At 72.0% G+C, this 24,916-nt stretch carries 20 protein-coding genes and 3 pseudogenes; 17 read left to right on the top strand and 6 right to left on the bottom strand.

The features are described from left to right. The first annotated feature begins 235 nt into the window (after window positions 1-235). Complete coding sequence (locus AB0I54_RS30245; RefSeq protein ID WP_363299372.1) at window positions 236-493, top strand: Lrp/AsnC ligand binding domain-containing protein; 258 nt, start codon at window positions 236-238, stop codon at window positions 491-493. Between the two features lie 12 nt (window positions 494-505). Here AB0I54_RS30245 and AB0I54_RS30240 read toward each other — a convergent pair whose 3' ends face one another. After that, window positions 506-1,198 (bottom strand): response regulator transcription factor, encoded by a 693-nt coding sequence (locus tag AB0I54_RS30240; RefSeq protein ID WP_363299371.1) that lies wholly within the window; start codon window positions 1,196-1,198, stop codon window positions 506-508. 747 nt (window positions 1,199-1,945) lie between these two features. On the opposite strand from AB0I54_RS30240, the pseudogene AB0I54_RS30235 reads away from it, so the two are divergent. From AB0I54_RS30235 to AB0I54_RS30215, 5 genes and pseudogenes are all read left to right on the top strand, one after another. After that, window positions 1,946-2,215: pseudogene (locus tag AB0I54_RS30235) on the top strand (asparagine synthetase B family protein); the annotation flags it as partial. Window positions 2,216-2,253: 38 nt separating this feature from the next. Continuing rightward, window positions 2,254-2,976, top strand: coding sequence for a thioredoxin domain-containing protein (locus AB0I54_RS30230; RefSeq protein WP_363299370.1), 723 nt, complete (start codon window positions 2,254-2,256; stop codon window positions 2,974-2,976). Then, window positions 2,973-3,425, top strand: a pseudogene (locus tag AB0I54_RS30225) (CapA family protein); the annotation flags it as partial. The gene AB0I54_RS30230 and the pseudogene AB0I54_RS30225, both read left to right, overlap by 4 nt. Before the next feature lie 64 nt (window positions 3,426-3,489). Then, on the top strand, window positions 3,490-4,008 hold the full coding sequence (locus AB0I54_RS30220) for a CapA family protein (RefSeq protein ID WP_363299369.1): 519 nt from the start codon (window positions 3,490-3,492) through the stop codon (window positions 4,006-4,008). Further along, a complete protein-coding gene (locus AB0I54_RS30215; RefSeq protein WP_363299368.1) occupies window positions 4,008-4,517 on the top strand; it encodes a response regulator transcription factor in 510 nt (169 codons plus the stop codon). The genes AB0I54_RS30220 and AB0I54_RS30215 overlap by 1 nt, the downstream gene beginning before the upstream one ends. 25 nt (window positions 4,518-4,542) lie before the next feature. Here AB0I54_RS30215 and meaB read toward each other — a convergent pair whose 3' ends face one another. The 4 genes from meaB to AB0I54_RS30195 all read right to left on the bottom strand — a co-directional run bounded on the left by meaB (window position 4,543) and on the right by AB0I54_RS30195 (window position 10,156). Beyond that, entirely contained in the window at window positions 4,543-5,532 is a 990-nt protein-coding gene (gene meaB, locus AB0I54_RS30210) for a methylmalonyl Co-A mutase-associated GTPase MeaB (RefSeq protein WP_363299367.1), read from the bottom strand. 5 nt (window positions 5,533-5,537) lie between these two features. Further along, entirely contained in the window at window positions 5,538-7,712 is a 2,175-nt protein-coding gene (scpA, locus tag AB0I54_RS30205; protein WP_363299366.1) for a methylmalonyl-CoA mutase, read from the bottom strand. Continuing rightward, entirely contained in the window at window positions 7,712-9,520 is a 1,809-nt protein-coding gene (locus AB0I54_RS30200) for a methylmalonyl-CoA mutase family protein (protein ID WP_363299365.1), read from the bottom strand. The genes scpA and AB0I54_RS30200 overlap by 1 nt, the downstream gene beginning before the upstream one ends. A gap of 138 nt (window positions 9,521-9,658) precedes the next feature. Beyond that, a complete protein-coding gene (locus AB0I54_RS30195) occupies window positions 9,659-10,156 on the bottom strand; it encodes a MarR family transcriptional regulator (protein WP_363299364.1) in 498 nt (165 codons plus the stop codon). A 112-nt stretch (window positions 10,157-10,268) separates the two neighbouring features. Between AB0I54_RS30195 and AB0I54_RS30190 the strand changes: the two genes are divergently transcribed. After that, complete coding sequence (locus tag AB0I54_RS30190; RefSeq protein WP_363299363.1) at window positions 10,269-10,784, top strand: YceI family protein; 516 nt, start codon at window positions 10,269-10,271, stop codon at window positions 10,782-10,784. A gap of 419 nt (window positions 10,785-11,203) precedes the next feature. Here AB0I54_RS30190 and AB0I54_RS30185 read toward each other — a convergent pair whose 3' ends face one another. Continuing rightward, on the bottom strand, window positions 11,204-12,892 hold the full coding sequence (locus AB0I54_RS30185) for a hypothetical protein (protein ID WP_363299498.1): 1,689 nt from the start codon (window positions 12,890-12,892) through the stop codon (window positions 11,204-11,206). 253 nt (window positions 12,893-13,145) lie between these two features. Between AB0I54_RS30185 and AB0I54_RS30180 the strand changes: the two genes are divergently transcribed. The 10 genes and pseudogenes from AB0I54_RS30180 to AB0I54_RS30135 form a co-directional block, all read left to right on the top strand. After that, window positions 13,146-13,565 carry a cell division protein SepF gene (locus AB0I54_RS30180; RefSeq protein WP_363299362.1) on the top strand — a complete coding sequence of 140 codons (420 nt, stop codon included), beginning with the start codon at window positions 13,146-13,148 and terminating at the stop codon, window positions 13,563-13,565. Between the two features lie 75 nt (window positions 13,566-13,640). After that, complete coding sequence (locus AB0I54_RS30175; RefSeq protein ID WP_363299361.1) at window positions 13,641-14,894, top strand: ATP-binding protein; 1,254 nt, start codon at window positions 13,641-13,643, stop codon at window positions 14,892-14,894. Then, entirely contained in the window at window positions 14,891-15,232 is a 342-nt protein-coding gene (locus tag AB0I54_RS30170) for a nucleotide pyrophosphohydrolase (RefSeq protein WP_363299360.1), read from the top strand. The genes AB0I54_RS30175 and AB0I54_RS30170 overlap by 4 nt, the downstream gene beginning before the upstream one ends. A 177-nt stretch (window positions 15,233-15,409) precedes the next feature. Continuing rightward, a complete protein-coding gene (locus AB0I54_RS30165; protein WP_363299359.1) occupies window positions 15,410-15,880 on the top strand; it encodes a DUF6099 family protein in 471 nt (156 codons plus the stop codon). A gap of 80 nt (window positions 15,881-15,960) precedes the next feature. Next, on the top strand, window positions 15,961-16,893 hold the full coding sequence (locus tag AB0I54_RS30160) for an LLM class F420-dependent oxidoreductase (RefSeq protein WP_363299358.1): 933 nt from the start codon (window positions 15,961-15,963) through the stop codon (window positions 16,891-16,893). A gap of 137 nt (window positions 16,894-17,030) precedes the next feature. Continuing rightward, window positions 17,031-18,500, top strand: a complete 1,470-nt coding sequence (locus tag AB0I54_RS30155; protein ID WP_363299357.1) for a 3' terminal RNA ribose 2'-O-methyltransferase Hen1 — start codon at window positions 17,031-17,033, stop codon at window positions 18,498-18,500. Beyond that, window positions 18,497-21,073 (top strand): polynucleotide kinase-phosphatase, encoded by a 2,577-nt coding sequence (locus AB0I54_RS30150; RefSeq protein ID WP_363299356.1) that lies wholly within the window; start codon window positions 18,497-18,499, stop codon window positions 21,071-21,073. The genes AB0I54_RS30155 and AB0I54_RS30150 overlap by 4 nt, the downstream gene beginning before the upstream one ends. A 198-nt stretch (window positions 21,074-21,271) precedes the next feature. After that, window positions 21,272-23,176: a RiPP maturation radical SAM C-methyltransferase gene (locus AB0I54_RS30145; protein WP_363299355.1), complete on the top strand. Its 1,905-nt coding sequence runs from the start codon at window positions 21,272-21,274 to the stop codon at window positions 23,174-23,176. Further along, complete coding sequence (locus AB0I54_RS30140; RefSeq protein ID WP_363299353.1) at window positions 23,173-23,715, top strand: DUF5825 family protein; 543 nt, start codon at window positions 23,173-23,175, stop codon at window positions 23,713-23,715. The genes AB0I54_RS30145 and AB0I54_RS30140 overlap by 4 nt, the downstream gene beginning before the upstream one ends. A 3-nt stretch (window positions 23,716-23,718) precedes the next feature. Further along, a pseudogene (locus AB0I54_RS30135) lies at window positions 23,719-24,909 on the top strand (MFS transporter); the annotation flags it as partial. Window positions 24,910-24,916 lie beyond the last annotated feature (7 nt).

Below are 24,916 nucleotides of genomic sequence, written 5' to 3'. Positions count from 1 at the left end.
TCTTGTCGGGCTTGCTGCGGTAGGCGTTGCCCTGTTTCGGCTCCGACCCCGGGCTCGGCTCGTCCCCGCTCCGGGCGCCGGACTTCCCGCTGCCGCCCGGCTCCTTGCCGCCCTTGCCGGTGCCCGCCTTGGGTGCCGAGGGGGAGAGCAGTCTCTTGATCGCCCCGACGAGGTCCTCGCCCTGGGATACGGGTTCGAGGTCCCGCTCTTCGCCACACTGACTCGACCCGACGCGGTGAACGATTTCGACGCGGCGCTGGCGGAGGTTCCCGAGGTCATCGAGGCCCAGCGGCTGTTCGGTGAACCGGACTGTCTGATCCGCGTGGTCAGCGCCGACCTACAGGCCTACCAGCAGCTCTACGAGAGCGTTCTCATCCGGCTCCCCGGCGTCGGTGGCCTCAGCTCGACCATCGTCATGAAGAACGTGGTCAGCCCCCGCCCGTTCCCCGGCCGCCCGCCGGGCGCCCTGTCGGCCAAGGGATCCACCGGCTGAGGGGCTCGGTCGTCAGGCGCTGTGCGGGATCGCGTCGGTCGGCTGGTCGCCGAAACCCGCGTCGCGGGCGCGCAGGGCGGCGGAGGCCCGGTCGTGGACTTCCAGTTTGGTGAAGATGCGCGAGACGTAATTGCGCACGGTTTTCTCGGCCAGGAAGAGTCTCCGGGCGATCTGGCGATTGTTCAGACCGTTTGCGAGCAGTTCCAGTATTTCCATCTCCCTGCTGGTCAGATGGGAGAGCTCCGACGGTTCCGGAAGCCTTTGCATGGTGGAGAAGTATCTGCTGAAACGGGCCGCTATCGCCGAACTGAACGCGGCACCTCCGCGTGCCACGATCTGAAGGGACTGAAGCAGTTCCTCGGACGACGCGATCCGCGCGAGATACCCGTTCACGTCCAGGCGCAGCGCGGAGACGATCACGTCGTCGTAGTGGTTCTGCGAGACCACGACGATCTGCGGCCGTGACTTCTCGTGGCGATACCTGGAAACGATCCGGGCAACGTCCCTGCAGATGGCCCGCTTTGACGGCGGCTCTCCGAGTATCACCACATCCGGCTGCAACGCCGTGTCCTCGAGACATCGAAGGCCGTGGGACTCGTCCACCGCCGTGCCTAGGAGGTTGACCCTGTCGTCCTGTTCGACAATCGCTTCCAGCCCGGCCAGTGAAACCGGGTCCTCGCTGAGGATGAACAGGTTGATACGCATGGCTTTGCACCCCCGTTGAACGGTTTGCACGCCTGCATGGATCCTGTATGGATCCTGCATGGAATGGTGCCGGTCCATGTGGGCGCTCTTGTCGTTCATGGTCGGGTTCAGGCCGTTCGGTTCCGTCGGTCGGCGGTACGGAGTCCATCGGCGGTGCGGAACCGGGGAGTTGGACCTCCGTCCGGCCCAGCGCCTAGGTTCGGGGCATGGGAGATGTCTCGCGTCGACGCCAGATCCTCCTGGACGGGGCGGCCGCACTCGGGTTCGCGCTGCTCCCTCAGCTGTCGTTGGTGCGGCCGGACACCGGCGGCGCACCCGGTGCGGTCAGCGCCTGTCTGCTCTCGCTCGGCAGCGCGCTGCCGCTGGCCGTACGGTGGTTGTGGCCCGTTCCGGTCTTCGTGATCGTCCTCGTCGCCTCCTGCGCGGCACTGGCCGCCGGGCTCGGCCCGGCCGTCTTCCTCGCCGCCGCCTACGCCCTGTACCCGGTCGCGACGACGCGACGGCGGCGGCCCGGGCGGTCGGCCGTCCTCGTCGGCGGGGCGAGCGCGGCGGGCGCGGCCCTGCTGACCATGACGGGCGGGCAGCACTACGCGGGCGGGACCCGAGCGGTGCAACTGCTGTTCGGGCTGCTGGTCCTCGGTGCCACCTGGGCCGGCGGCGCAGCCGTCCGGGAGCGACGGGAGAGTCTGCGGCGGGCCATCGGCCAGGCGGCCGAGCAGGCCAAGGTCGAGGAACGCATACGGATTCTCCACCTCACTGTGCTTCCTCGCCCATGCGGCCGGCGCCGACCTGGTCACGTACCACGTGATGCCCCTCGACAGCGCCAACGCGGACACCCGCTGGGCGCACAGGGCGGCGGAGCACCTTCCGGCGGCCCGGCACCACACTCTGTCCGCCGACCGAGCCGAGAACCTCTTCGACGTCGGCTACACCGCCGGCCTCGTGGACGCGGCCCCGGAAGGGCCCTCGACCTGGGCCTCCGGACTGGCCCACATCCAGGACCTGGCCGAGCGGGCGCTGGACCGCTGGGTCCTGGACCCGAAGGAGTGATGGGCATGGAGACGACGGACGCCATGGTGCGGGAGCTGGTGCACCGGCGGCACCGGCGACGGCGTCATCTGGTGGTGTCGCTCGTGGCGGTGCTGGTGGTCGTCGGCGCCGCGCTGGTCGGCGCCGGTCTGGTCCGGGCGAACAACACCGCCCCCGACAAGGCGCCGAGTCGTGTGCCTGCCGGGGCCGCCGCCGACAAGTCGGGCCTGGCCGCCTCCACCGGCGCCGTACGCGTCGACCTCCACCTCGACTACCTCTGCCCCGAATGCCGCTGCACCGAGCGGGCCCTGACCGCCGCCCTGAAGGAGCTGAGGTCGGACGGCGGGGTGAGCGTCGTCTACCACCCGGTCGCCTTCCTCGACGACCGCAGCAGGCCCGCGGGCTACTCCACCCGGGCGGCTTCCGCCGCGGCCTGCGCGGCGGACGAAGGGAAGTTCGAGCGGTACTCCACGGTCCTGTTCGCCGAGCAGCCCGCCGAACAGGGCCCGGGGCTCGACGAGGACCGGCTGATCGCCGCGGGCCGGGACGCGGGCATCACAGGGGCGTCGTTCGCCCGCTGTGTGAAGGACGCGCCGTACCGGCCCTGGGTGCGGTACGTCTCCGATCTCGCCGCCTCCCGCAAGGTGGCGCTCACACCGACCGCCGTGGTGGCGGGCAGGCGCGTCGACGTCACCGGCTCCGATCCGGCCGCCGCGCTGACCCGGGCCGTCACCGAGGCCCGGCGGTGACCCGGCTGACCGTGGTCCTCTCCGGCGACTGCATGGCGACCCGGGGAGCGCTGATCACCTCCGCCCCGGAGGCCGGCCGGCTGCGCGAACTGCTGCACACCGCGGACTTCGCCGTCACCAACCTGGAAGTGGTGCCCGGCGGCGGACGGGGGCACCCGGTGCACAACGCGGCGGGCGGTGGCTGCCTGATCGCGGACTCCGGTGTGCTCGACGAGATCACGGCGGCCGGCTTCACCGTGCTGGGCTGCGCCAACAACCACGCCCTGGACCTCGGCGTGGAGGGCGTGCTCGGCACCATGGCGCAACTGCGGGCGAGACGGCTCCCGTTCGCCGGCATCGGCCCCGACCTCACCACCGCGCGTCGGCCGGTCTACGTCGACCGGCCGGGCGGCAGCCTGGCGTTGCTCTCCTGCAGCGCGACGTTCCTGCCCGGCCAGGAGGCGGCCGACCCGTCACCGGAGCCTGCCCGGCCGTCCTGGCCTCAACCCGCTGCGCCACACCGCGATCCTGCGGGTGACGGGCACTCAGATGGCCGTGCTGCGCGCGATCGACGCCGAGACGGGGCTGCGGGCCCGCCGGGCCGAGGCCCGCACCCTGCTCGGGATCGATCCCGCCCTGCTCGCGCCCGACCGGCTCACCCTGTTCGGCACCCGCTTCCACACGGCGGACGAGCCGGGCTTCACGACCGAGTGCGAGCCACGGGACCTCGACGAGATCTCCCGATGGGTCGGCGAGGCACGGCTGCGCGCGGACCTCGTCGTGGTCGGCGTCCACTCCCACGAGCCCGGCCCGACGCCCGAAACACCGGGTGAGTTCCTGCGTGCCTTCGCCCACCAGGTGATCGACGAGGGCGCCGACGTCGTGGTCGGGCACGGTCCGCACTTCCTGCGCGGTGTGGAGCTGTACCGGAACAGGCCGGTCTTCTACAGCCTCGGCAACATCGTCAGCCAGATCGAACTCGCCGACCGCGTCTTGGCGACGGTGCCACGGCGTTACGGCTCGCGCGCGAACTCACCCCGGACGTCGTCCTGATGGATCTGCGCATGCCGGTCCTCGACGGCATCGCGGCCACCCGGGAGATCTGCTCCGACGAGACGCTGGCCGGAGTCCGGGTGCTGGCCCTCACCATGTTCGACATGGACGAGTACGTCTACCCGGCCCTCCAGGCGGGCGCCAGCGGCTTCATGCTGAAGGACGCCTCACCGTCCGAACTGGTCAACGGCATCCGGGTCATCGCCACCGGCGAGGGCGTACTGGCGCCGACGGTCACCCGGCGCCTCATCGCGAACTGCTCCCGCCGCGGCGAGGCGACACGGCCGGCACCGCGACTCGTCGGACTCACCAAGCGGGAACAGGAAGTCCTCGTACTGATCGCGAACGGGCTGTCCAACACGGAGATCTCCGAACACCTCGTCATCAGCATGCCGACGGTGAAGACCCATGTCGGCAGCCTCCTGGCGAAGCTGCGCGCCCGGGACCGCGCGCAGCTCGTCATCATCGCGTACGAGAGCGGCCTCGCCGAGCGCGGTATGCCGACGTGACCGCGACGACTGAGGTCCGAACTGTTCAGCCGACGGGCCCCCGGAACGCCTCCAGGATCCGCTCGGCGGCCAGTGTCGCCGTCAACGAGCCCTCCCTGACCCGCTGTTCGAGGCCGGGCGCGGCCTCCCGTACCGCCGGATCGGCGTGCAGCCGGCCCAGCAGCTCGTCGCGCACCATCGCCCAGGTCCAGCCGACCTGCTGATCCCGCCGCTTGGCGGTGAGCCGGCCCGTGGAGTCGAGCAGCGTACGGTGCTGCTCAAGGCGCTCCCAGACGACCTCCAGGCCGGTCGACTCGCGGGCGCTGCAACTGAGCACCGGCGGGGCCCAGAAGGCGTCCTTGCCGTGCATCAGCCGCAGCGCGCCCGCCAACTCCCGTGCGGCGGCGCGGGCGTCGCGCTCGTGCGGGCCGTCCGCCTTGTTGACCGCGATCACGTCGGCCAGCTCCAGGACACCCTTCTTGATGCCCTGCAGCTGGTCGCCGGTGCGGGCCAGGGTGAGCAGCAGGAAGGAGTCGACCATTTCGGCGACCGCGGTCTCGGACTGGCCGACCCCGACGGTCTCCACCAGGATCACGTCGTAGCCCGCCGCCTCCATCACGACCATGGACTCACGGGTGGCCTTGGCGACCCCGCCCAGCGTGCCCGCGCTGGGGGAGGGGCGTACGAAGGCCGCCGGGTCCACCGCCAGGCGCTCCATCCGGGTCTTGTCACCCAGGATGGAGCCGCCGGTGCGGGTGGAGGACGGATCCACGGCGAGCACCGCCACCCGGTGCCCCAGCGAGGTCAGGAGTGTGCCGAACGCGTCGATGAACGTCGACTTGCCCACGCCCGGCACCCCGCTGATGCCGATCCGCCGCGCCCGGCCGCTGTGCGGGAGCAGCTCGGTGAGCAACTCCTGTGCCAGCGCCCGGTGCTGCGGCCGGGTGGACTCGACGAGAGTGATCGCACGGGCCACGATCGCCCGCTTCCCGTCGAGCACACCCTTCACATACGTGTCGAGATCGATCGCTGCCATGAGCTCTACAGATCGTGGCCGAGATCGGCCGACAGCCGCTTCACCAGGTCGTACGCCGCGTCCGGGATCACCGTCCCGGGCGGGAACACGGCCGTGGCGCCCATCTCCAGGAGCGTCGGCACGTCCTGCGGCGGGATCACCCCGCCGACCACGATCATGATGTCCTCCCGGCCCTCCTCGGCGAGCGCCTCGCGCAGCGCCGGTACGAGGGTGAGGTGACCGGCCGCCAGCGAGGACACGCCGACCACATGGACGTCCGCCTCGACCGCCTGGCGGGCGACCTCCTCCGGGGTCTGGAACAGCGGGCCGACGTCGACGTCGAAGCCGAGGTCGGCGAAGCCGGTGGCGATCACCTTCTGGCCGCGGTCGTGGCCGTCCTGGCCCATCTTGGCGACCAGGATGCGCGGCCGGCGTCCCTCGGCCTCCTCGAAGGCGTCCACCAGGGCGCGGGTGCGGTCCACGGACGGAGACTCCCCGGTTTCGTTGCGGTACACGCCGGAGATCGTACGGATCTGGCTCGCGTGGCGGCCGTACACCTTCTCCAGGGCGTCGGAGATCTCGCCGACGGTGGCCTTGGCGCGGGCCGCGCGCACGGCCAGCTCCAGCAGGTTGCCCTCGCCGTCCGCGGCCCGGGTCAGCGCGTCCAGCGCGTCCCGGCACGCGGTCTCGTCCCGCTCCGCGCGCAGCCGCCGCAGCTTCTCGATCTGCTGGGCGCGCACGGAGGAGTTGTCGACCTTGAGGACCTCGATCGCCTCGTCGTTCTCGACGCGGTACTTGTTGACGCCGATCACCGGCTGGCGGCCGGAGTCGATGCGGGCCTGCGTGCGCGCGGCCGCCTCCTCCACGCGCAGCTTCGGGATGCCGGCGTCGATGGCCTGCGCCATACCGCCGGCCTGCTCGACCTCCTGGATGTGCGCCCAGGCCTTGCGGGCCAGGTCGTACGTCAGCTTCTCCACGTAGGCGCTGCCGCCCCACGGGTCGATGACCCGGGTCGTGCCCGACTCCTGCTGGATGAGCAGCTGGGTGTTGCGGGCGATGCGCGCCGAGAAGTCGGTCGGCAGGGCCAGGGCCTCGTCCAGGGCGTTGGTGTGCAGCGACTGGGTGTGGCCCTGGGTCGCCGCCATGGCCTCGACGCAGGTGCGCGTGACGTTGTTGAACACGTCCTGCGCGGTCAGCGACCAGCCCGAGGTCTGCGAATGGGTGCGCAGGGACAGGGACTTGGTGTTCTTCGGCTCGAACTGGGAGACCAGCTTGGCCCACAGCAGCCGGGCCGCCCGCAGCTTCGCGATCTCCATGAAGAAGTTCATGCCGATCGCCCAGAAGAACGAGAGCCGGGGCGCGAACGCGTCCACGTCCAGGCCCGCCTCGCGGCCCGCCCGGATGTACTCCACACCGTCCGCGAGCGTGTACGCCAGCTCCAGGTCGGCCGTCGCACCCGCCTCCTGGATGTGGTAGCCGGAGATGGAGATGGAGTTGTAGCGGGGCATCCGCTGCGAGGTGTACGCGAAGATGTCGGAGATGATCCGCATCGACGGCTTCGGCGGGTAGATGTAGGTGTTGCGGACCATGAACTCCTTCAGAATGTCGTTCTGAATGGTTCCGGCCAGCTTCTCGGGCGGTACGCCCTGTTCCTCCGCCGCCACGATGTACAGCGCCAGCACCGGCAGCACGGCGCCGTTCATCGTCATCGACACGGTCATCCTGTCCAGCGGAATCCCGTCGAACAGCTGCCGCATGTCGTAGATCGAGTCGATCGCCACGCCCGCCATGCCGACGTCACCGGTCACGCGCGGGTGGTCGCTGTCGTATCCGCGGTGCGTGGGCAGGTCGAAGGCGACCGACAGGCCCTTCTGACCGGCCGCGAGGTTGCGCCGGTAGAACGCGTTGGACTCCTCGGCGGTGGAGAAGCCCGCGTACTGGCGGATGGTCCAGGGCTGGTTGACGTACATCGTCGGGTACGGGCCGCGCAGATACGGCGCGATGCCCGGGTAGGTGCCCAGGAAGTCCAGGCCCTCCAGGTCACGGCCGGTGTAGAGCGGCTTGACGCCGATGCCCTCCGGGGTCTCCCAGAGCGCCTCCTCGGCGCCGGTCGCCCGCTTGACGGCCGTACGCCACTCCTCGGCACCGCCGTCGGCGACCGGCGTCCCCAGCTCGATCCCGGAGAAGTCGGGGATTCCCATCAGGACACTCCCATGCGGTCGAGGGTCGCGGACAGCGTGGCGACGGCGTCGCAGCCCGCGAAGACGTACGAGTCGATGTCCGCGTACTCGGCGGGGCGGCCCGCGAGGAACACGTGCCGGGCGCCCGCCGCCTTCAGGGACCGGGTCAGCTGCTCGGCCTGCTCCTCGTACAGCGCGTCGCTGGAGCACAGCACGGCCTCGGTGGCGCCGCTGTCCTCAAAGTCTCCCTCGGTGACCGGCTCGATGCCGCCCGCCTGGAAGAGGTTGGCGGCGAACGTCGAGCGCGCGGTGTACGCAGCGGCCGAGCCGATCGTGGCGAGGAAGACCCGGGGGCGGGAGCCGGTCGCCGCGAGGTGGGCGTCGGAGCGGGCGCGCAGCTCTTCGTACGCCTCGTCGCGGCGCACGCGCGGCAGCCCGCCGGAGGGACCCTCGGGAGCCGGCTCGCGCTCCACGGGCTTCTCCGCCAGGAACGGGAACTCGCTGACACCGGTGATGGGTTCACGCCGCTTGGCGAGCTTCTTGGAGCGCTCCGCCCAGGTCGTGGCCAGGTCCGTACGGATCCGGCCCGAGCGCAGCACGGCCGCCTGACCGCCGTCACGCTCGATCGACCGGAAGAACTCCCAGCCCGCGCGGGCGAGTTCGTCGGTGAGCGACTCCACGTACCAGGAGCCGCCCGCCGGGTCGATGACCCGCGCCAGATGGGACTCCTCGACCAGGATCGTCGACGTGTTGCGGGCGATCCGGCGGGCGAACGCGTCCGGCAGGCCGAGCGCGTGGTCGAACGGCAGCACGGTGACGGAGTCGGCCCCGCCCACCCCGGCCGCGAGCGTCGCGACCGTCGCGCGCAGCATGTTCACCCACGGGTCGCGGCGGGTCATCATCACCGGCGAGGTCACCGCGTGCTGCACCTGCGCGCCCGCGCCGGGCGCCCCGCACACCTCGGCGACCCGTGCCCACAGCCGGCGGGCCGCGCGCAGCTTGGCGACGGTCAGGAACTGGTCGGCGGTGGCCGCGTAGCGGAACTCCAGCTGCGCCAGGGCCTGTTCGGCGGTGAGGCCCGCCTCGGTCAGCTCGCGCAGATAGGCCACACCGGTGGCCAGGGAGGCGCCCAGCTCCTGCGCGGCCGAGCCGCCGGCCTCGTGGTACGGCAGTGCGTCCACGGTCAGCGCGCGCAGCCCCGGGTACGTCTCGGCGCACCGCGCGGCGAGGGTGGCGACCGGCGCGAAGTCCAGGGAGGTGCCGGTGCGGGCCTCGTGGCCGAGCGGGTCGGCGCCCAGGTTGCCGCGCACCGCCTTCGGGTCGACGCCCCGCTCCTCGTACAGCCGCAGCAGTTCCGCCGCGGCGGCCTCGACGTCACGTCCGGCGTCGAGCACCACCGGGGCCAGGTCGAGGTAGACACCGTCGAGGGCGCGGGCGAGGCCGGAGACGGGGATGCCGCCCTGGCCCACGAGCAGCCAGAGCGAGGTGACGCCGTTCTCCAGGTCGGTCAGGATCGCGCCGTCCTCGGCCGCCGTGTGCCGCTGCCGTACGTCCCAGCCGCCCGCGGTGCTGCCTTCGGAGCGGCCGCCGCGCACGAAGGGCGCGAAGCCGGGCAGACCGGGGTCGGGCGCGGTGTCGCGCGCGGTGTACAGGGGACGGGTGCGCAGCCCGTCCTCCAGCGTCGTGGACAGAGCGTCCTCAGCTGCCGCGCCCGAGACTTCCTTGCCCGACTTGCGCAGCACACCCTCGACCAGGGCTTGCCACTGCTCGTGTGTCGCGTCAGGGAACTCGGCGGCCAGTGAGAGCCCGTCGTCAGGCAGGACCGTCATGCTCGGATGCTAGGGCAGGCCGCTCAAATGGCAGTGGCGCGGGGGCTGTGACGTTTCCCTCCTCGTGGTTGTGACCTGTGCCTCTCCGGTGCTGTACGCCCGCTTTCGTACCGTCAGCAGGGGTTGTTCGCGGGGTCGTCAGCAGGTCCCGTCGGCGAGTCCGGGCAGCAGTCCGCTCACCGCGTCGCGCTGCTCCGGTCCGACGAACTCGGCGAGCGCTTCCTTGACCGTCGCGGCGAGCAGTGCGGAGCTTTCCTTCAGCAGCCGCCGGGCCTTCTCGGTGAGGGTGACCTGGACGCCCCGCTTGTCGCCGCAGACGGTCTGGCGGGTGACCAGGCCGGCGTGCTGGAGGCAGGCGATCTGGTAGGTGAGCCGGGTCTTCGGGCGGCCCAGGAGGTCGGCGATCCGGGTCATGCGCAGGCCGTCCCGGGGGTGCTCGGCCAGCAGGCACAGGATGAGGAACTCGTCGTGGGAGACGTCGAGGTTCTCCTTCACCGCGGAGCGCAGCCGCTGCTCCACCGCCCCGGTCGCGGCCAGCAGGAGCATCCAGGCGCGCAGCTCTCCGGGGAGCAGTCCACTGCCCTCCCGGGCACAGCATTCGGGCTGGTCGGTGGGGTGCTCGTCGGGGGCGGCCATGGGTTCGAGTCTACCTGTTGTCCAAATTTGGATGATGGGCTAGCGTGCAGTCATCCAAATTTGAACCACTCGGACGCATCGCCACTCGGATGCATCACTTGGGAGTACGACCATGACCGTCGCCGTGGAAACAGGTGTCTGGCAGCTCGACCCGACCGCCACCGCCGTGGCCCTGAGCCACAAGACCTTCTGGGGCCTGGTGACCGTGAAGGGCACCTTCGCCGCCGTCGCCGGTCAGGGCGAGGTCCGGCCCGACGGGTCCGCCACGGGCACCGTGACCTTGGACGTGGCCTCGCTCGACACCAAGCTCGCCAAGCGCGACACCCATCTGCGCTCGGCCGACTTCTTCGACACCGACCACCACCCGGAGATCACCTTCGCCGTCCGCGGCGCCGAGCTGCGCGACGGCGCCACGGCACACGTCAACGGCCAGCTCACCGTCCGCGGCATCAGCCGCCCGCAGTCCCTCACCGCACGCGTGACCGCGGCGACCGCCGGCGCGCTCACACTGGAGACCGAGTTCACCGTGGACCGCGCCGAGTTCGGCATGACCTGGAACCAACTGGGGATGATCCGCGGCTTGGCGACGGTGACGGCCGCGTTGCGGTTCACGCGCGTGGGGGCTTGATCGGTCCGGTGGTTGGTCGGCGTCCTGGGGACGCCGTGGGGGTGTGTCGGTGCCGGGTTGTGGGGTGGCGGCGTGGTGCCTGTCGTGGGTCGGTTTGCCGTGTGTGGGGTCAGTCGGCCGCGGATCGATGTGGGCGGAATCGGTGGGGGTGATCCGCGGCTTGGCGACGGTGACGGCCGCGTTGCGGTTCACGCGCGTGGGGGCTTGATCGGTCCGGTGGTTGGTCGGCGTCCTGGGGACGCCGTGGGGGTGTGTCGGTGCCGGGTTGTGGGGTGGCGGCGTGGTGCCTGTCGTGGGTCGGTTTGCCGTGTGTGGGGTCAGTCGGCCGCGGATCGATGTGGGCGGAATCGCTGGGGGTGATCCGCGGCCTGGCGACCGGTGACCGCCGCGCTGCGGTTCATGCGCGCGGGGTCGTCCGGTCAGCCTGCTTTGGTGGTGCTCTTGCGTAGTCGTATGTCCTGGCTGGACAGCGTCTGCGGGGACGCCGTGAAGGCGCGCAGCCGGATGCGGACGCTCGGTTTCGGGAGCGGGAACCTGCCCTTGGGCGGCCGGAGTTCCACGTTCGCCGTGCCGTGGGCGGGAATCGTGGCCGGGCCTCGCGCGAGCGACCAGTACTTGTTCATGCCCTGGCCTGTGGTGAGCGTGTAGTGCGGGGTGAGCGCGGCGTCGCCCGTGTTGACCACCCGCACGGTCAGCGCCGAGATCGCGTTCGCCGAGGCCCGGCGCACCGAGGCGACCTCCATCCTGAGCGGCGGCCTGCCCGACACCGCCAGCGCCGCGCACACCAGGGCCGGGGTGACCAGCAGGGCGATCGCCGCGGTCAGGGCAGAGCGGCGCCGGGGGCCGGTCAGCGGCCCCGGGCGCGGCTGCCAGGCGTTCTCGAACTCCGCGAGGGGCGCGGTGACCGCCGCCGCCAGCCACAGCGGGGTCATCATCAGGTAGTAGCCGTCCTGGGAACGCGTCGCCAGATAGAAGGCCAGCCAGGGCAGCACGGTCGCCGCCGGGCCCAGCCGCCGTACGAACAGCACGAACAGCGCGAGCAGGGCCGCCGCGAGGAGCATGCTCGCGTGCGAGTACCAGTCGAGCCGGTCACTGCCGTTGGTGAAGTACAGCGAGATGCCTACCAGGCCCTGGCCGTGCAGCACCGCGCCCTGCGTCAGCGGCAGGGCGATCCCCGCCAGCCACGGGCCGGGCTCGGAGACGATGAAGTACGTGTTGATCAGCAGCCACACCGTGACGGCGATCCCCACCACCCGCAGGACCACCAGCCCCGCCGCGCGCCCGCCCAGCTCGCCGCGGCGCACCGCGTAGATCCCGGCCAGCAGGAACGGCGCCACGAACCAGGGAAGTTGCTGCGCCGCGCACGCGGCCCCCAGACACACGGCCCGCGCGATCCCGCCGGCACCGAGCCGCCCGCCCCTCCCGATCCGCGGCCAGCGCACCACCACCGGCACCAGCAGGGCCAAGGCGAGGATCGCCGGATAGCCGAGCCGGGCGTACGACGGCAGGAACCCGAAGCCCAGACAGGCCATCGTGGCCGCCGACCGCCACGGCACCGGCAGCATCCGCCACATCACGACCGCGCCGACGACCAGCGCGCCGGTGCCGACCGCCGTCGCGGCCGCGCCCCCGTGCCCCAGCCACAGCAGCGGGGCGGCCAGCAGCGGGGCCAGCGGGGGATAGCCGTACGTGAAGTCGTACCCGCCGTTTATCGTCGGCGTGATGGCGACGCCCTTGCCGCTGAAGAGCCAGGGCCAGGGCTGTCCGTAGACGGTGTGCCCGGCGACCAGTTCCTTGGCGGCCTGGGTGGTGAGGACCGCCTCGTCGCCGCCGCTGTGGTTCAGCGCCCAGCCGCACAGAGTGAGCGCGATCGCGGTCACCAGGACCACCAGGTCCAGACGCGCCAGCGAGCGGGCGCGGCGGACCGTCAGGGCCAGCACGCCGGTCACCAGGATCGAGGCGTAGCAGACGGAGATGACCGCCGCGAGGACGAGACGGTGGGTCGCCGCCTGTGTCCACACCGCACGGGTCCCGATGAACAGGCTCACGTCGGCGAGGAGGGTCAGGACGCGATGCCACTGTGCCGGGAGCCCCGGTGCGGCGGACACCGCCGACTGCGTCCGCCTGCCGGGTGTCACCAGCCGTTTTTCTGCCAAGTGCACGACATCGGACCGTAATCGCGGCCGGTGAGCGGGGGATCGCAGGAGGTGAAGAGTCCGGTGTGAGGGCGGTAAGAAGCGGGCTATTTCGCACAAGTGTCGCAGGACGTTCACGGAAGGCAGGACTCCGTCGGTCGGGTCGCGCTTCGTGTCGCTGTTGGGCCGAACGGGTGACTTGGCGTAAGAATTGGCAGGTGCAGGCATGGAGTGCGAGTCAGTTCGGGGGGATCCGGTGAGCCGTTACGACGTCACCGATGAACAGTGGGAAGGGCTCGCGCAGGTCGTGCCGCTCCGGGGGCGCGACGCCTGGCCGTCCGCGGTGAGCCACCGCTCCCTACCGGACTCGGAGACCGAGACCCGGCGGCGGTTCGTCGTCCTGCGGGTCAATGTGTTCGCGGACGCCCGCGAGGTGGCCGAGACGCTCATGGCGGGCGTGCCGGTCCTGCTCGACCTCTCCAGCGCGGAGAGCGAGGTGGCCAAGCGCGTCCTCGACTTCAGCACCGGTGTCGTCTTCGGCCTGGGCAGCGGAATGCACCGCGTGGACCGGAACGTGTTCCTGCTCACCCCGCCCGGGACCGAGGTCAGCGGGCTCATGGAGGGCGCCGGGTTCTCCGGCACCTGAGGCCGGTCCCCCGTTCGTAGGAAGGTCCCGAAGCCGGAACGGTTCCCCTTCCACCGGGCCCCCTACGGTCCGGATATGACCGCACCCCCCACACCCGTCCCTCCGGACCGAGCACCCGGGCCCACCCCACCCGGCCCGAAACGGGAGCAGGCCCCCGCCCCACCGCAGCCACCGTCCGCGCCGGCGGTCCTCGACGGCCCGGCCCGTCGGGACAGATGGGCGCGGCCACGGGTCACCGAGCTGCGGCTGTCCGCGTTCGCGGGGCATCGGGGCGCCGGGCTTCCCGTCGGGGCGTTCACGCTGTTCGCCGGGCTCAGCGGGTGCGGCAAGACGAGTGCGCTGCGGGCGTACGAGGCGCTCGCCCGGCTCGGCGGCGGCGCGCCGCTCGCCGCGGTGTTCCCGGATCCGGCGGCCTGTGTGCCCGAGCGCGCCCGGCCCGACCTGCAGCGCCGGCGCGGCTTCCGCATCGGCTGTACGACGGACGGTCCCGAGGGTCCGGTCCGGCTCGACGTCGCCGTACAGGCGGAGCCCGAACTGCGCATCGTCGGCGAGCGGCTGACCGCGGGCGGACTCGTCCTCCTGGAGACGGCCCTGCGCGACCCGGGCCGCCCCGCCGTACAGGCCGCCTGGCACACCGCGGGAGCCTCACCGGTGACACGCGCCCCGCTCCCCGACGACCGCCTCGGCACCGCTCTCCTCCCGCTGCGCGTGGCCGGCAAGACCGACGGCCAGCGCCAGGTGCTCGCCGCGGCCGAACAGACGGTGGTCGCCCTGCGCTCGGTCTTCGCCTGCGACCCACGTCCCGACCGGATGCGCGAGGCCGTCCCGCTGGGCTCCGGACGCCTTCTGCCCGGCTGCGACAACCTCGCCGAGGTGCTGTGGCGCACCCGCGCCGAATGCGCGCGCCGGCACGCCCGGCTCGTCGCCGCGGTGCACGCCGGATGCGCCGGGCCCGTGGCCGACCTGGCCGCCGAACCGCAGGGCGACGGCACGGTACGGGCGCTGCTCGACCGCGGCGACGGGATCCGGACCGACCTCGGCCGGCTCGGGGACGGTGAGCTGAGATATCTCGCGCTGGCCTTGGTGCTGCTCACCGGCCCGGGCGTGCTGGACGTCGACACACCCGGCGAGGTCCCCGACGCCATGCGGGCCCTCACCGTCCTCGCCGACGGCTTCGACCGCGCGCTGGACGGCCGTCAGCGCACGGAACTGCTGCGGCTCGCCACCCGGATGTGCGGGCTCGGGCACATCCGCCTGGTGGGCGCGGTGAGCGACGCCTCCTGGGCCGCGGAGACCGAAGGAGTCACGGTGGTACACCTGAACCCGTGACGGAACACCTGGACGTGGCGAAACTGCAGCGCCGGCTGGCCGAGTTCGCGGCCGCGCGGAACTGGCAGCCGTACCACACCCCCAAGAACCTCGCGGCCGCCCTCAGCGTGGAGGCGTCCGAACTGGTCGAGATCTTCCAGTGGTTGACGCCCGAGGAGTCCGCGCGGGTCATGGACGACCCCGACACCGCGCACCGCGTCACGGACGAGGTGGCCGACGTGCTCGCCTACCTCCTTCAGCTGTGCGAGGTGCTCGGCATCGAACCGCTGGCCGCCCTGGACGCCAAGATCGACCGGAACGAGCGGAGGTTCCCGGTGCCGGGGGAGGGCGACGCGTAGGGAATCCTTGATTCCGAAATCACTCTCCGGAGTCAAAATGTCGTCCGAATCCGAATTGTTGTCCACAGATTTCCGTCTTCCTCTGGCTTTCCGTCTCAGCGCCCCTCACTCTGGGTAGTGAACAAGGGAGTTCGGGCGGAGGCGTGCGCGAGCACGTCGGGCGGACGGGGACGGCCCATGGAAGCGATGCGACTCATCGTGACGAGCAGAAGCGCCCTGGCGGGCAGCGGCGACGCTCCTCAGATCCTGGCGGAGGTGTGGCAGGCCCAGGCCCTGGCCCAGGCGATCGGCAGCCGCCTGGCCGTCTCCGGCCCACCCGAACTACGGGGCGAGGCACTGGGCCTGACCGAACTGGCGGGCCGCGGCTGCGGCGTCCTGGACGCACCGCAGCTCGACCCGGGCGACCTGCGCGCCGCCCAGCTCACCGAACTGGACGACGCCCGCGAGACCCTTCTCGGCCTGGGCGGCCTCCTCGCCGAGGTCGGCATCGCCCTCGTCGGCATGGCCAGCTCGGCGGACGACCAGGCGAGGTACTGGCAGTGCATGGAGGCGATCGACGCCGCGGACGAGTCCCGGGACCGCGTCCGGGAGATGCTGCGAAAGCTGGCGGCGCGCGAGGAGGCACTACCGGAGAAGGAGCCGGGTTGAGGGCGGCGGCCTCGCCCACCCGGCAAGGGGCACGTGGTGCCGATGGGGTTGGCGGGGCCGCCGGCGTGCAGGATGGATGTATGGACCTTCGAATCTTCACCGAGCCCCAGCAAGGGGCGACCTACGACACCTTGCTCGCCGTGGCGAAGGCCACCGAGGACCTCGGGTTCGATGCCTTCTTCCGGTCGGACCACTACCTCCGGATGGGCGACGTGGACGGCCTCCCGGGACCCACCGACGCCTGGATCACGCTGGCCGGTCTGGCCCGTGAGACCAAGCGGATCCGACTCGGCACCCTGATGACCGCCGCCACCTTCCGGCTGCCCGGTGTGCTCGCCATCCAGGTGGCCCAGGTCGACCAGATGTCCGGCGGCCGGGTCGAACTCGGCCTGGGAGCGGGCTGGTTCGAGGAGGAGCACAAGGCGTACGGCATCCCCTTCCCGAAGGACAAGTTCGCCCGCCTGGAGGAGCAGCTGGCGATCGTCACCGGCCTGTGGGCGACCGAGGCCGGCAAGAGCTTCGACTTCCACGGCACCCACTACGACCTCACCGAGTCGCCTGCGCTGCCCAAGCCCGCCCAGGCCAAGATCCCGGTCCTGATCGGCGGCCACGGCGCCGCCCGCACCCCGCGGCTGGCCGCGCAGTACGCGGACGAGTTCAACATGCCGTTCGCCTCGATCGAGGACAGCGAGCGGCAGTTCGGGCGGGTGCGCGCCGCGGCGGAGGCCGAGGGGCGCAGGGCCGACGACCTGACCTACTCCAACGCCCTCGTCGTCTGCGTCGGCCGCGACGACCGGGAGGTCGCCCGCCGGGCCGCCGCGATCGGCCGCGAGGTCGACGAGCTGAGGACCAACGGCCTGGCCGGCTCCCCGGCCGAGGTGGTCGACAAGATCGGCCGGTACGCCGCGATCGGCTCGCAGCGCATCTACCTCCAGGTCCTCGACCTCACGGACCTGGACCACCTGGAGCTGATCTCGTCCCAGGTCCAGTCGCAGCTGGCGCAGGACTCGTAGGAGTCGCAGGAGTCGTAGCAGTAGCGGACGCGGGCGTGCGACGACCGGCCGTCGAGGGCATCACGACTGTCGGTCGTCGGTCCGCCACCCTATGAAAACCGCTGGTCACCGGCGCCCTGGCCGGGGAGACTCAGGGCATGTTCCTGACCATCGGCACCACCGGCACCCCGGAGCGCCCCGCCACCGACCTCGGCTTTCTGCTGCACAAGCATCCCGAGAAGGCGCAGGCGTTCTCCACCTCCTACGGCACGGCGCACGTCCTCTACCCAGAGGCGGACGCCGAGCGCTGCACGGCGGCGCTCCTGCTGGAGGTGGATGCCGTGGCGCTGGTGCGGCGGGGCAAGGGCAAGGGCCGGGGCGGAGCGCCCGACGCGGCGCTCGCGCAGTATGTGAACGACCGCCCGTACGCCGCCTCCTCGCTGCTCGCCGTGGCACTGAGCAGTGTCTTCTCCAGCGCGATGCGGGGCGTGTGCACCGCCCGCCCGGAGCGCGCCACGCAGCCGCTGCCGCTGCGCGTCGAGGTGCCCGCGCTGCCCGCCCGCGGCGGCCCCGACCTCGTACGACGCCTCTTCGAGCCGCTCGGCTGGGCGGTGAGTGTCGAGCCGGTGGCCCTGGACACCGCGTTCCCGGAGTGGGGCGACTCGCGCTATGTGCGGCTCGTCCTGGAGTCGCAGGCGCTGACCCTCGCCGAGGCGCTGCGGCACCTGTATGTGCTGCTGCCGGTCCTCGACGACGCCAAGCACTACTGGGTCGCCTCCGACGAGGTCGACAAGCTGCTGCGGGCCGGGGAGGGCTGGCTGCCCGGCCACCCCGAGCAGAAGCTCATCACCAGCCGCTATCTCTCCCGCCGCTGGTCGCTCACCCGGCAGGCGATGCAGCGCCTGGAGCTGGTACGCCTTGCGGAGGCGGACGACAGCGAGGTCGAGGAGATCGACAACGCCGTCGAGGAGGACAGCGAGACGGAGGAGAAGCCGACCCCGCTCGCCGTGCAGCGCCGGGACGCGATCATCGCCGCGCTCGGCGAGTCGGGTGCTGCCCGGGTCCTCGACCTCGGGTGCGGACAGGGCCAGTTGGTGCAGGCGCTGCTCAAGGACCCCCGGTTCACCGAGATCGTCGGCGTCGACGTGTCGATGCGGGCCCTCACCATCGCCGGACGGCGGCTGAAGCTGGACCGGATGGGAGAGCGGCAGGCCTCGCGCGTCACGCTCCAGCAGGGTTCGCTCGCCTACACCGACCGTCGGCTCAAGGGCTACGACGCCGCCGTGCTCAGCGAGGTCATCGAGCACCTCGACCTGCCCCGGCTGCCCGCCCTGGAGTACGCGGTGTTCGGCGCGGCCCGGCCGCGCACGGTCCTCGTGACGACCCCGAACGTCGAGTACAACGTCCGCTGGGAGTCCCTGCCGGCCGGGCACGTCCGGCACGGCGACCACCGCTTCGAGTGGACCCGCGAGGAGTTCCGCACCTGGGCCGGGACGGTGGCCGAACGGCACGGCTACGACGTGGAGTTCCGGCCCGTCGGGCCCGACGACCCCGAGGTGGGCCCGCCCACGCAGATGGCCGTGTTCAGCATCAGGACCACGAACGAGAAGGAGGCGAAGGCGGCATGACAGAGACACGCAAGGGGCGGGTGCTCCCCGTCACCGACCTCTCCCTCGTGGTGCTCGTCGGCGCCTCCGGCTCGGGCAAGTCCACCTTCGCCCACCGGCACTTCAAGCCCACCGAGATCATCTCCTCGGACTTCTGCCGCGGTCTGGTCTCCGACGACGAGAACGACCAGAGCGCGACGAGGGACGCCTTCGACGTCCTGCACTACATCGCCGGCAAGCGGCTGGCCGCCGGCCGCCGTACCGTCGTCGACGCCACCAGCGTGCAGCAGGACAGCCGGCGCCAGCTGATCGAACTGGCGAGGAAGTACGACGTGCTGCCCATCGCCATCGTGCTCGACGTCCCCGAGGAGGTGTGCGCCGAGCGCAACGCGGCCCGCACCGACCGGGCGGACATGCCGCGCCGGGTGATCCAGCGGCACATCCGCGAACTCCGGCGTTCCATCAGGCACTTGGAGCGCGAGGGCTTCCGCAAGGTGCACATCCTGCGCGGGGTCGAGGAGGCCGACGGCGCCACCGTCGTCACCGAGAGGCGCTTCAACGACCTGACCCACCTCACCGGCCCCTTCGACATCATCGGCGACATCCACGGCTGCGCTTCCGAACTGGAGTCGCTGCTCGTCAAGTTGGGCTACAGCGAGGGCGTGCACCCCGAGGGCCGTACGGCCGTGTTCGTCGGCGACCTCGTCGACCGCGGCCCGGACACCCCCGGCGTGCTGCGCCGGGTGATGTCCATGGTCGCGTCGGGCAACGCGCTGTGCGTGCCCGGCAACCACGAGAACAAGTACGGCCGTTACCTCAAGGGCCGCAAGGTGCAGCACACCCACGGGCTCGCCGAGACCATCGAGCAGATGGAGGGCGAGAGCGAGGAGTTCAAGGCACAGGTCCGGGAGTTCCTCGACGGCCTCGTCAGCCACTACGTCCTCGACGGCGGCCGGCTCGTCGTCTGCCACGCGGGTCTGCCGGAGCGGTACCACGGGCGGACGTCCGGCCGGGTCCGCTCGCACGCCCTGTACGGCGACACCACGGGGGAGACGGACGAGTTCGGGCTGCCGGTGCGCTACCCGTGGGCCGAGGACTACCGGGGCCGGGCGGCCGTGGTCTACGGCCACACCCCGGTGCCGGAGGCCACATGGCTCAACAACACCATCTGCCTGGACACCGGCGCCGTCTTCGGCGGCAAGCTCACCGCGCTGCGCTGGCCGGAGCGGCAGCTGGTCGACGTACCGGCCGAGCGGGTCTGGTACGAGCCGGCCAGGCCGCTGCGCAGCGAGGCGCCCGGCGGGCACGACGGGCGGCCGCTGGACCTGGCGGACGTGCACGGCCGACGGGTCGTGGAGACACGGCACGCGGGCCGGGTCGCGGTCCGCGAGGAGAACGCGGCGGCGGCCCTTGAGGTCATGAGCCGCTTCGCGATCGACCCGCGCCTGCTGCCGTACCTCCCGCCGACCATGGCGCCGACGGCCACGAGCCATGTCGAGGGCTACCTGGAGCACCCGGCGGAGGCCTTCGCGCAGTACGCGCAGGACGGCGTCGCCCGGGTCGTGTGCGAGGAGAAGCACATGGGCTCGCGGGCGGTGGCCCTGGTGTGCCGGGACGCCGAGGCGGCGCGCAAGCGGTTCGGGGCTGGGGGCACCTCCCGCTCGAGCGAAGCCGAGAGTGGGGGAAGGCCGACCGGGTCGCTCTACACCCGCACCGGACGGCCCTTCTTCGACGACGAGGCCGTGACCGAGGAGATCCTCGGACGCGTCCGCTCGGCGATCACGGAGGCGGGCCTCTGGGACGAACTCGAGACGGACTGGCTGCTGCTCGACGCCGAGCTGATGCCGTGGTCGCTGAAGGCGTCCGGGCTGCTGCGCTCGCAGTACGCGGCCGTGGGCGCCGCCTCCGGCGCGGTGTTCCCGGGCGCGCTGGCCGCCCTGGAAGGTGCGGCGGCACGTGGTGTGGACGTGACCGGGCTGCTCTCCCGGCAGCGCGAGCGGGCCGCCGACGCGGCCTCGTTCACGGACGCGTACCGCCGCTACTGCTGGACCACGGACGGCCTGGACGGGGTGCGCCTCGCCCCGTTCCAGATCCTGGCCGTGCAGGGCCGCAGCCTGGCCGCGCTGCCGCACGACGAGCAGCTCGCGCTGATCGACCGGCTCGTCGAGCACGACGGGACCGGGCTGCTGCAGACCACCCGGCGGCTGTACGTCGACACCGGCGACCCGGAGTCGGTGCGGGCCGGTGTCGACTGGTGGCTGGAGATGACCGGCCGGGGCGGCGAGGGCATGGTCGTCAAGCCGGTCGGCGCGGTGGTGCGCAGCGACGAGGGCCGTCTGGTCCAGCCGGGCATCAAGTGCCGGGGCCGCGAGTACCTGCGGATCATCTACGGCCCCGAGTACACCCGGCCGGACAACCTGGACCGGCTGCGCAAGCGGTTCCTCAACCACAAGCGGTCGCTGGCGATCCGCGAGTACGCGCTGGGGCTGGAGGCCCTGGACCGGCTGGCGGAGGGCGAGCCGCTGTGGCGGGTGCACGAGGCCGTGTTCGGGGTGCTGGCGCTGGAGTCGGAGCCGGTGGACCCGCGCTTGTGAACCGTCCCTCCCCCCACGCCCTTGTGTCTCACACGTATGTGTCCATATGGTGAAACGCCTTGCGACGTACGTGTGTTCGGACACCGGAGGGAGTGAGGGACATGGAGATCAAGAAGGTCGTGGTCCGCGAGGACCAGAGCACCAGCCGTCGGCCGGCGGTCCTGGAGAAGCGGCCGACCCGCTGACCGAAGGGGCGGTATGCGCGTTCACCTGGTGACGATGCCCTGGCATCCGATCGACCTCCCCTCGCTGCAGGTGGGCCTGCTGCACCGACTGGTGCGGCAGGCCCGCCCGGCCGACGAGGTGACCGAGTTCCACGGCTCCCTGCGCTGGGCCGAGTTCCTCCTGGAGCACTCCGGAGGGCGGCTGCGCCCGGGCGACTATGTGGCGGTCGGCAGCGACTCGATCTTCCACGGCCTCGGCGACTGGGTGTTCTCGGGCGTCCTGTACGACGACCCCGACTGGGGCTCGGCCCGGCTGCGCGCCTACGCGGCCGACCGGGACGTCTTCATCGACACCGCCCTCGACATGCGCCCCTACGCGGCCGGGTTCATCGACGAGTGCGCCGCCGAGGTGCTCGCGGCGGAGCCCGACGTCGTCGGGTTCACCACCACGTTCATGCAGAACGTGTCCTCCCTGGCGCTGGCCCGGGAGCTCAAGCGCCGCCGCCCGGAGCTGACCGTCGTCTTCGGCGGCAGCAACTGCGACGGCCCCATGGGCCACGCCCTGCACCGCAACCACCGGTTCGTGGACCATGTGGTGCGCGGCGAGGGGGAGTACGCCTTACCGGCGCTCCTGCGGCATGTGGACGCGGGCACCCCGCCCGTGGACGTCCCCGGCCTGTGCTGGTGGGACGGAGACATATCCCGGGCCAACACCGAGACCCGTCGCACGGTGGTGCCCGCCGACATACCCTCGCCCGACTACGACCAGTGGCAGGCCGACCTGGAGGCCTCGCCGGTGCTGGAGTACGTCCACCCCAAGCTGGTGGTCGAGGGGGCCCGGGGCTGCTGGTGGGGGGAGAAGCACCACTGCACCTTCTGCGGGCTCAACGGCTCGTCCATGGCCTTCCGCGCCAAGCCGGGCGAGCGGCTGTGGGAAGAGATCGACCGCCTCGTACGACGGCACCGCATCCTCGACATCGTCACCGTCGACAACATCATCGACATGGCCTACTTCCGGGACTTCCTCCCGCGCGTCGTCGACAGCGGCTGGGACCTGCGGCTGCACTACGAGGTCAAGTCCAACCTCACCCCCGACCAGCTCCGCCTCCTCGGCCGCTCGGGCACCGTGCACATCCAGCCCGGCATCGAGAGCCTCGGCAGCCGGGTGCTCGAACTCATGGACAAGGGTGTGAGCGGCGCCCGCAACATCCGCACCCTCCGCGAGTGCGAGAACCACGCGCTCACCTGCTCCTGGAACCTCCTGTACGGCTTCCCCGGCGAGACCGCCGAGGACTACGCCCATGTCGTAGACCAGCTCCCGGCACTCGTCCATCTGCAACCGCCCAGCGGCGCCCACCGCATCCAACTGGAGCGGTTCAGCCCGCACTTCACCGACCCGGGCCTGGGCTTCGGCAAGCGGCGCCCGGCCGCGATGTACCAGCACGTCTACGACCTGCCCGAGGACGAACTGACCGACCTCGTCTACCTGTTCGACACGGAGGACGCGGGCATCGGGGGCGAGACGGAGGACCGGCTCAAGGGGGCCGTGGCGCAGTGGCGCGCCGGACATCACACCTCGCGGCTGCTGTTCGAGGAGGCCGAGGGAGATATGGAGGAGGCCGAGGGAGATACGGGCGAGGGAGCGGACCCGGCCGCCCTCCTCGTGCACGACCGGCGCCACGGCCGGCCGCCGGCCACCCACCGCTTCACCGGCTGGGCGGCGGCCGCGCTGCGCCGTCTGGAGGACGGGCGCACCGAGTCCGCACTGCACCGGCTGCTGACGGAGGACGGCCACCGCGTCAGCCCCGAAGTCCTGCGCGAATGGCTCCAACACGCCTTCGCCCTCGGCCTGTTGTTCCGTGACGGCCGGACCTATGTCTCCCTGCCCACCTGGGACGAGACGGTCCGCATCCCCGACGGGGCGGGGGTCGCCGGATGACCGGGCTGCCCACCGCCGTCCCGCACCGGCTCACCGGCCGCCGGGTCGAGGCGACCGAGCCGCTCCGGCTGGGCGCCGGCGGCCAACGCACCGCGCTGGCGGTCCAGTTCCTGCGCGAGTGCCAGAGCCTCGGACTCCGGGTGAGCTGGACGGCGGCCGACGGGGAGACGCCGTACGACATCGGGCTCCTGCGCCATCTGCCCCCGCCCGCTCAAGTATCCGATGAGCAAGGTGAGTTGAAGGAGTGGCGGGCGGGGTATGCGTACGGGATGCTCTACCACCGTCGTGGCCCGGACTTCGTCGCCGTCATGGACCGCAGGGAGCCCGGCACCGCCGTACGGCTCACCCTCGACCACCCCGATCTGCTCTCCGCCTTCCACACCCTGCTGAACCCCACGCCCCTGCACGAGCTGGACCCCGGCCCGCGCGAGGCCGCGGGACTGCTGGCCGCCGAGCGGCTGGCCCTGGTCACCGACGGGTGGGCGGTGGCCCTGCCGCCGCGCATCAGCCGCTGGCCCGTGCCCTGCACGGGGATCTGAGGGGTGGCCGCGGCAACCGCCGAGGCCCGGCCGCTCCCGTTGCGGCGGCAGCGGGCCTTCGTGCTGCTGTGCGGCGAGCAGATCGCCGGCTCCGTCGGACGCCAGGTCACCGCCCTCGCGGTGGCGCTGCTCGCGGTGACCGATCTGGACACGGGGCCGTTCGGGGCGGCCGCGGTGCTCGCGCTGACCTATCTGCCGGGGGCCCTGCTCAGCCCGTTCGCCGGAGTGCTCGTCGACCGGGTGCGGCTGCGCCGGCTGCTCGTCGTGGTCACCGCCGCACAGGCCCTGGTCGTGGGCTCGGTCCCGCTCGCGAACGCCCTGGGAGGAGTCGGCCGTCCACAGCTGTACGGCGTCGCCGTCGTCTCCGGCGCGCTGACCTTCACCCTCTCGGTCGCCCTGCAGGCGGCGCTGCCCCGGGTCGTCGCACCGGACCGGCTGCTGGCCGCCAACTCCGCGCTCACCGGGGCCCGTACGGCCGGGCTGATCGGCGGCCCGGCGCTCGGCGGTGTGCTGGTCGGGATCCTCGGACCCGCCCCGGCGCTGCTGGCGGGCAGCGCGGCCTACGCCGTCGAGGCACTGTTCCTGCTGGCCCTGCCCGCGGCACTGAACGACCCGGCCGAACCGAGGGACGCGCAGTCGCCGACCGCCCTGCTCCGCACGGGACTTGAGGTGGTGCGCGGCGAACCGAAGCTGCGCCGGATGGTCCTCGCGGGCGCCGGGCTCAACCTCGGCAGCGGTGCGGCGGGCGCGCTCCTCGTGTACTACGCGACCCGCGATCTCGCCCTGTCCGCCTGGCAGTTGGGCATCTCGTACGCCGTGCACAGCGCGGCCACGCTGGCGGGGGTGGGTGTCGCCGGCCGCTTCGCCCGGACGGCGGGGCTGTGGTCGGCCACCAGGATCTGCGCGCTGCTGGCCGGCGGCGCGGTCTTTCTGATCCCGGCGGCCGCGCTGGGCCCCGCATTTCCGCTGCTGCTGTGCTACCAGGCCTGCTACGGGCTCGCCGTCACCGTCTGGGCGATCTCCATGACCACCCTGCAGCAGCTGGCCACACCGGCCGCCATGCAGGGGCGTGTCGCCGGGTTCGTGCAGGCCGCGCTCCTCGGGACGGTGCCGGTCGGAGCGCTGGCGGGTGGCGCGCTGGCCGCCGGGATCGGCAATGTGCCCGTGCTCCTCGGGTCGGCGGTGGTGGCGCTGCTGGCGG

It is taken from the genome of Streptomyces sp. NPDC050625 (assembly GCF_040654755.1).
In the GTDB taxonomy this organism is placed as follows: domain Bacteria; phylum Actinomycetota; class Actinomycetes; order Streptomycetales; family Streptomycetaceae; genus Streptomyces.
Note: the sequence above shows the minus strand (reverse complement) of the source record. Positions and strands in the feature narration are given on the sequence as shown.

Bases quoted from the DNA above. Each gene is read 5' to 3' on its own strand.
- AB0I54_RS30165 (WP_363299359.1), top strand. From the start codon at position 15,410: ATGGAAGCGATGCGACTCATCGTGACGAGCAGAAGCGCCCTGGCGGGC.
- AB0I54_RS30190 (WP_363299363.1), top strand. From the start codon at position 10,269: ATGACCGTCGCCGTGGAAACAGGTGTCTGGCAGCTCGACCCGACCGCC.
- AB0I54_RS30180 (WP_363299362.1), top strand. From the start codon at position 13,146: ATGGAGTGCGAGTCAGTTCGGGGGGATCCGGTGAGCCGTTACGACGTC.
- AB0I54_RS30195 (WP_363299364.1), bottom strand. From the start codon at position 10,156: ATGGCCGCCCCCGACGAGCACCCCACCGACCAGCCCGAATGCTGTGCC.
- scpA (WP_363299366.1), bottom strand. From the start codon at position 7,712: ATGGGAATCCCCGACTTCTCCGGGATCGAGCTGGGGACGCCGGTCGCC.
- AB0I54_RS30155 (WP_363299357.1), top strand. From the start codon at position 17,031: ATGTTCCTGACCATCGGCACCACCGGCACCCCGGAGCGCCCCGCCACC.
- AB0I54_RS30240 (WP_363299371.1), bottom strand. From the start codon at position 1,198: ATGCGTATCAACCTGTTCATCCTCAGCGAGGACCCGGTTTCACTGGCC.
- AB0I54_RS30150 (WP_363299356.1), top strand. From the start codon at position 18,497: ATGACAGAGACACGCAAGGGGCGGGTGCTCCCCGTCACCGACCTCTCC.
- AB0I54_RS30215 (WP_363299368.1), top strand. From the start codon at position 4,008: ATGGATCTGCGCATGCCGGTCCTCGACGGCATCGCGGCCACCCGGGAG.
- AB0I54_RS30200 (WP_363299365.1), bottom strand. From the start codon at position 9,520: ATGACGGTCCTGCCTGACGACGGGCTCTCACTGGCCGCCGAGTTCCCT.
- AB0I54_RS30230 (WP_363299370.1), top strand. From the start codon at position 2,254: ATGGAGACGACGGACGCCATGGTGCGGGAGCTGGTGCACCGGCGGCAC.
- AB0I54_RS30145 (WP_363299355.1), top strand. From the start codon at position 21,272: ATGCGCGTTCACCTGGTGACGATGCCCTGGCATCCGATCGACCTCCCC.
- AB0I54_RS30140 (WP_363299353.1), top strand. From the start codon at position 23,173: ATGACCGGGCTGCCCACCGCCGTCCCGCACCGGCTCACCGGCCGCCGG.
- meaB (WP_363299367.1), bottom strand. From the start codon at position 5,532: ATGGCAGCGATCGATCTCGACACGTATGTGAAGGGTGTGCTCGACGGG.
- AB0I54_RS30175 (WP_363299361.1), top strand. From the start codon at position 13,641: ATGACCGCACCCCCCACACCCGTCCCTCCGGACCGAGCACCCGGGCCC.
- AB0I54_RS30160 (WP_363299358.1), top strand. From the start codon at position 15,961: ATGGACCTTCGAATCTTCACCGAGCCCCAGCAAGGGGCGACCTACGAC.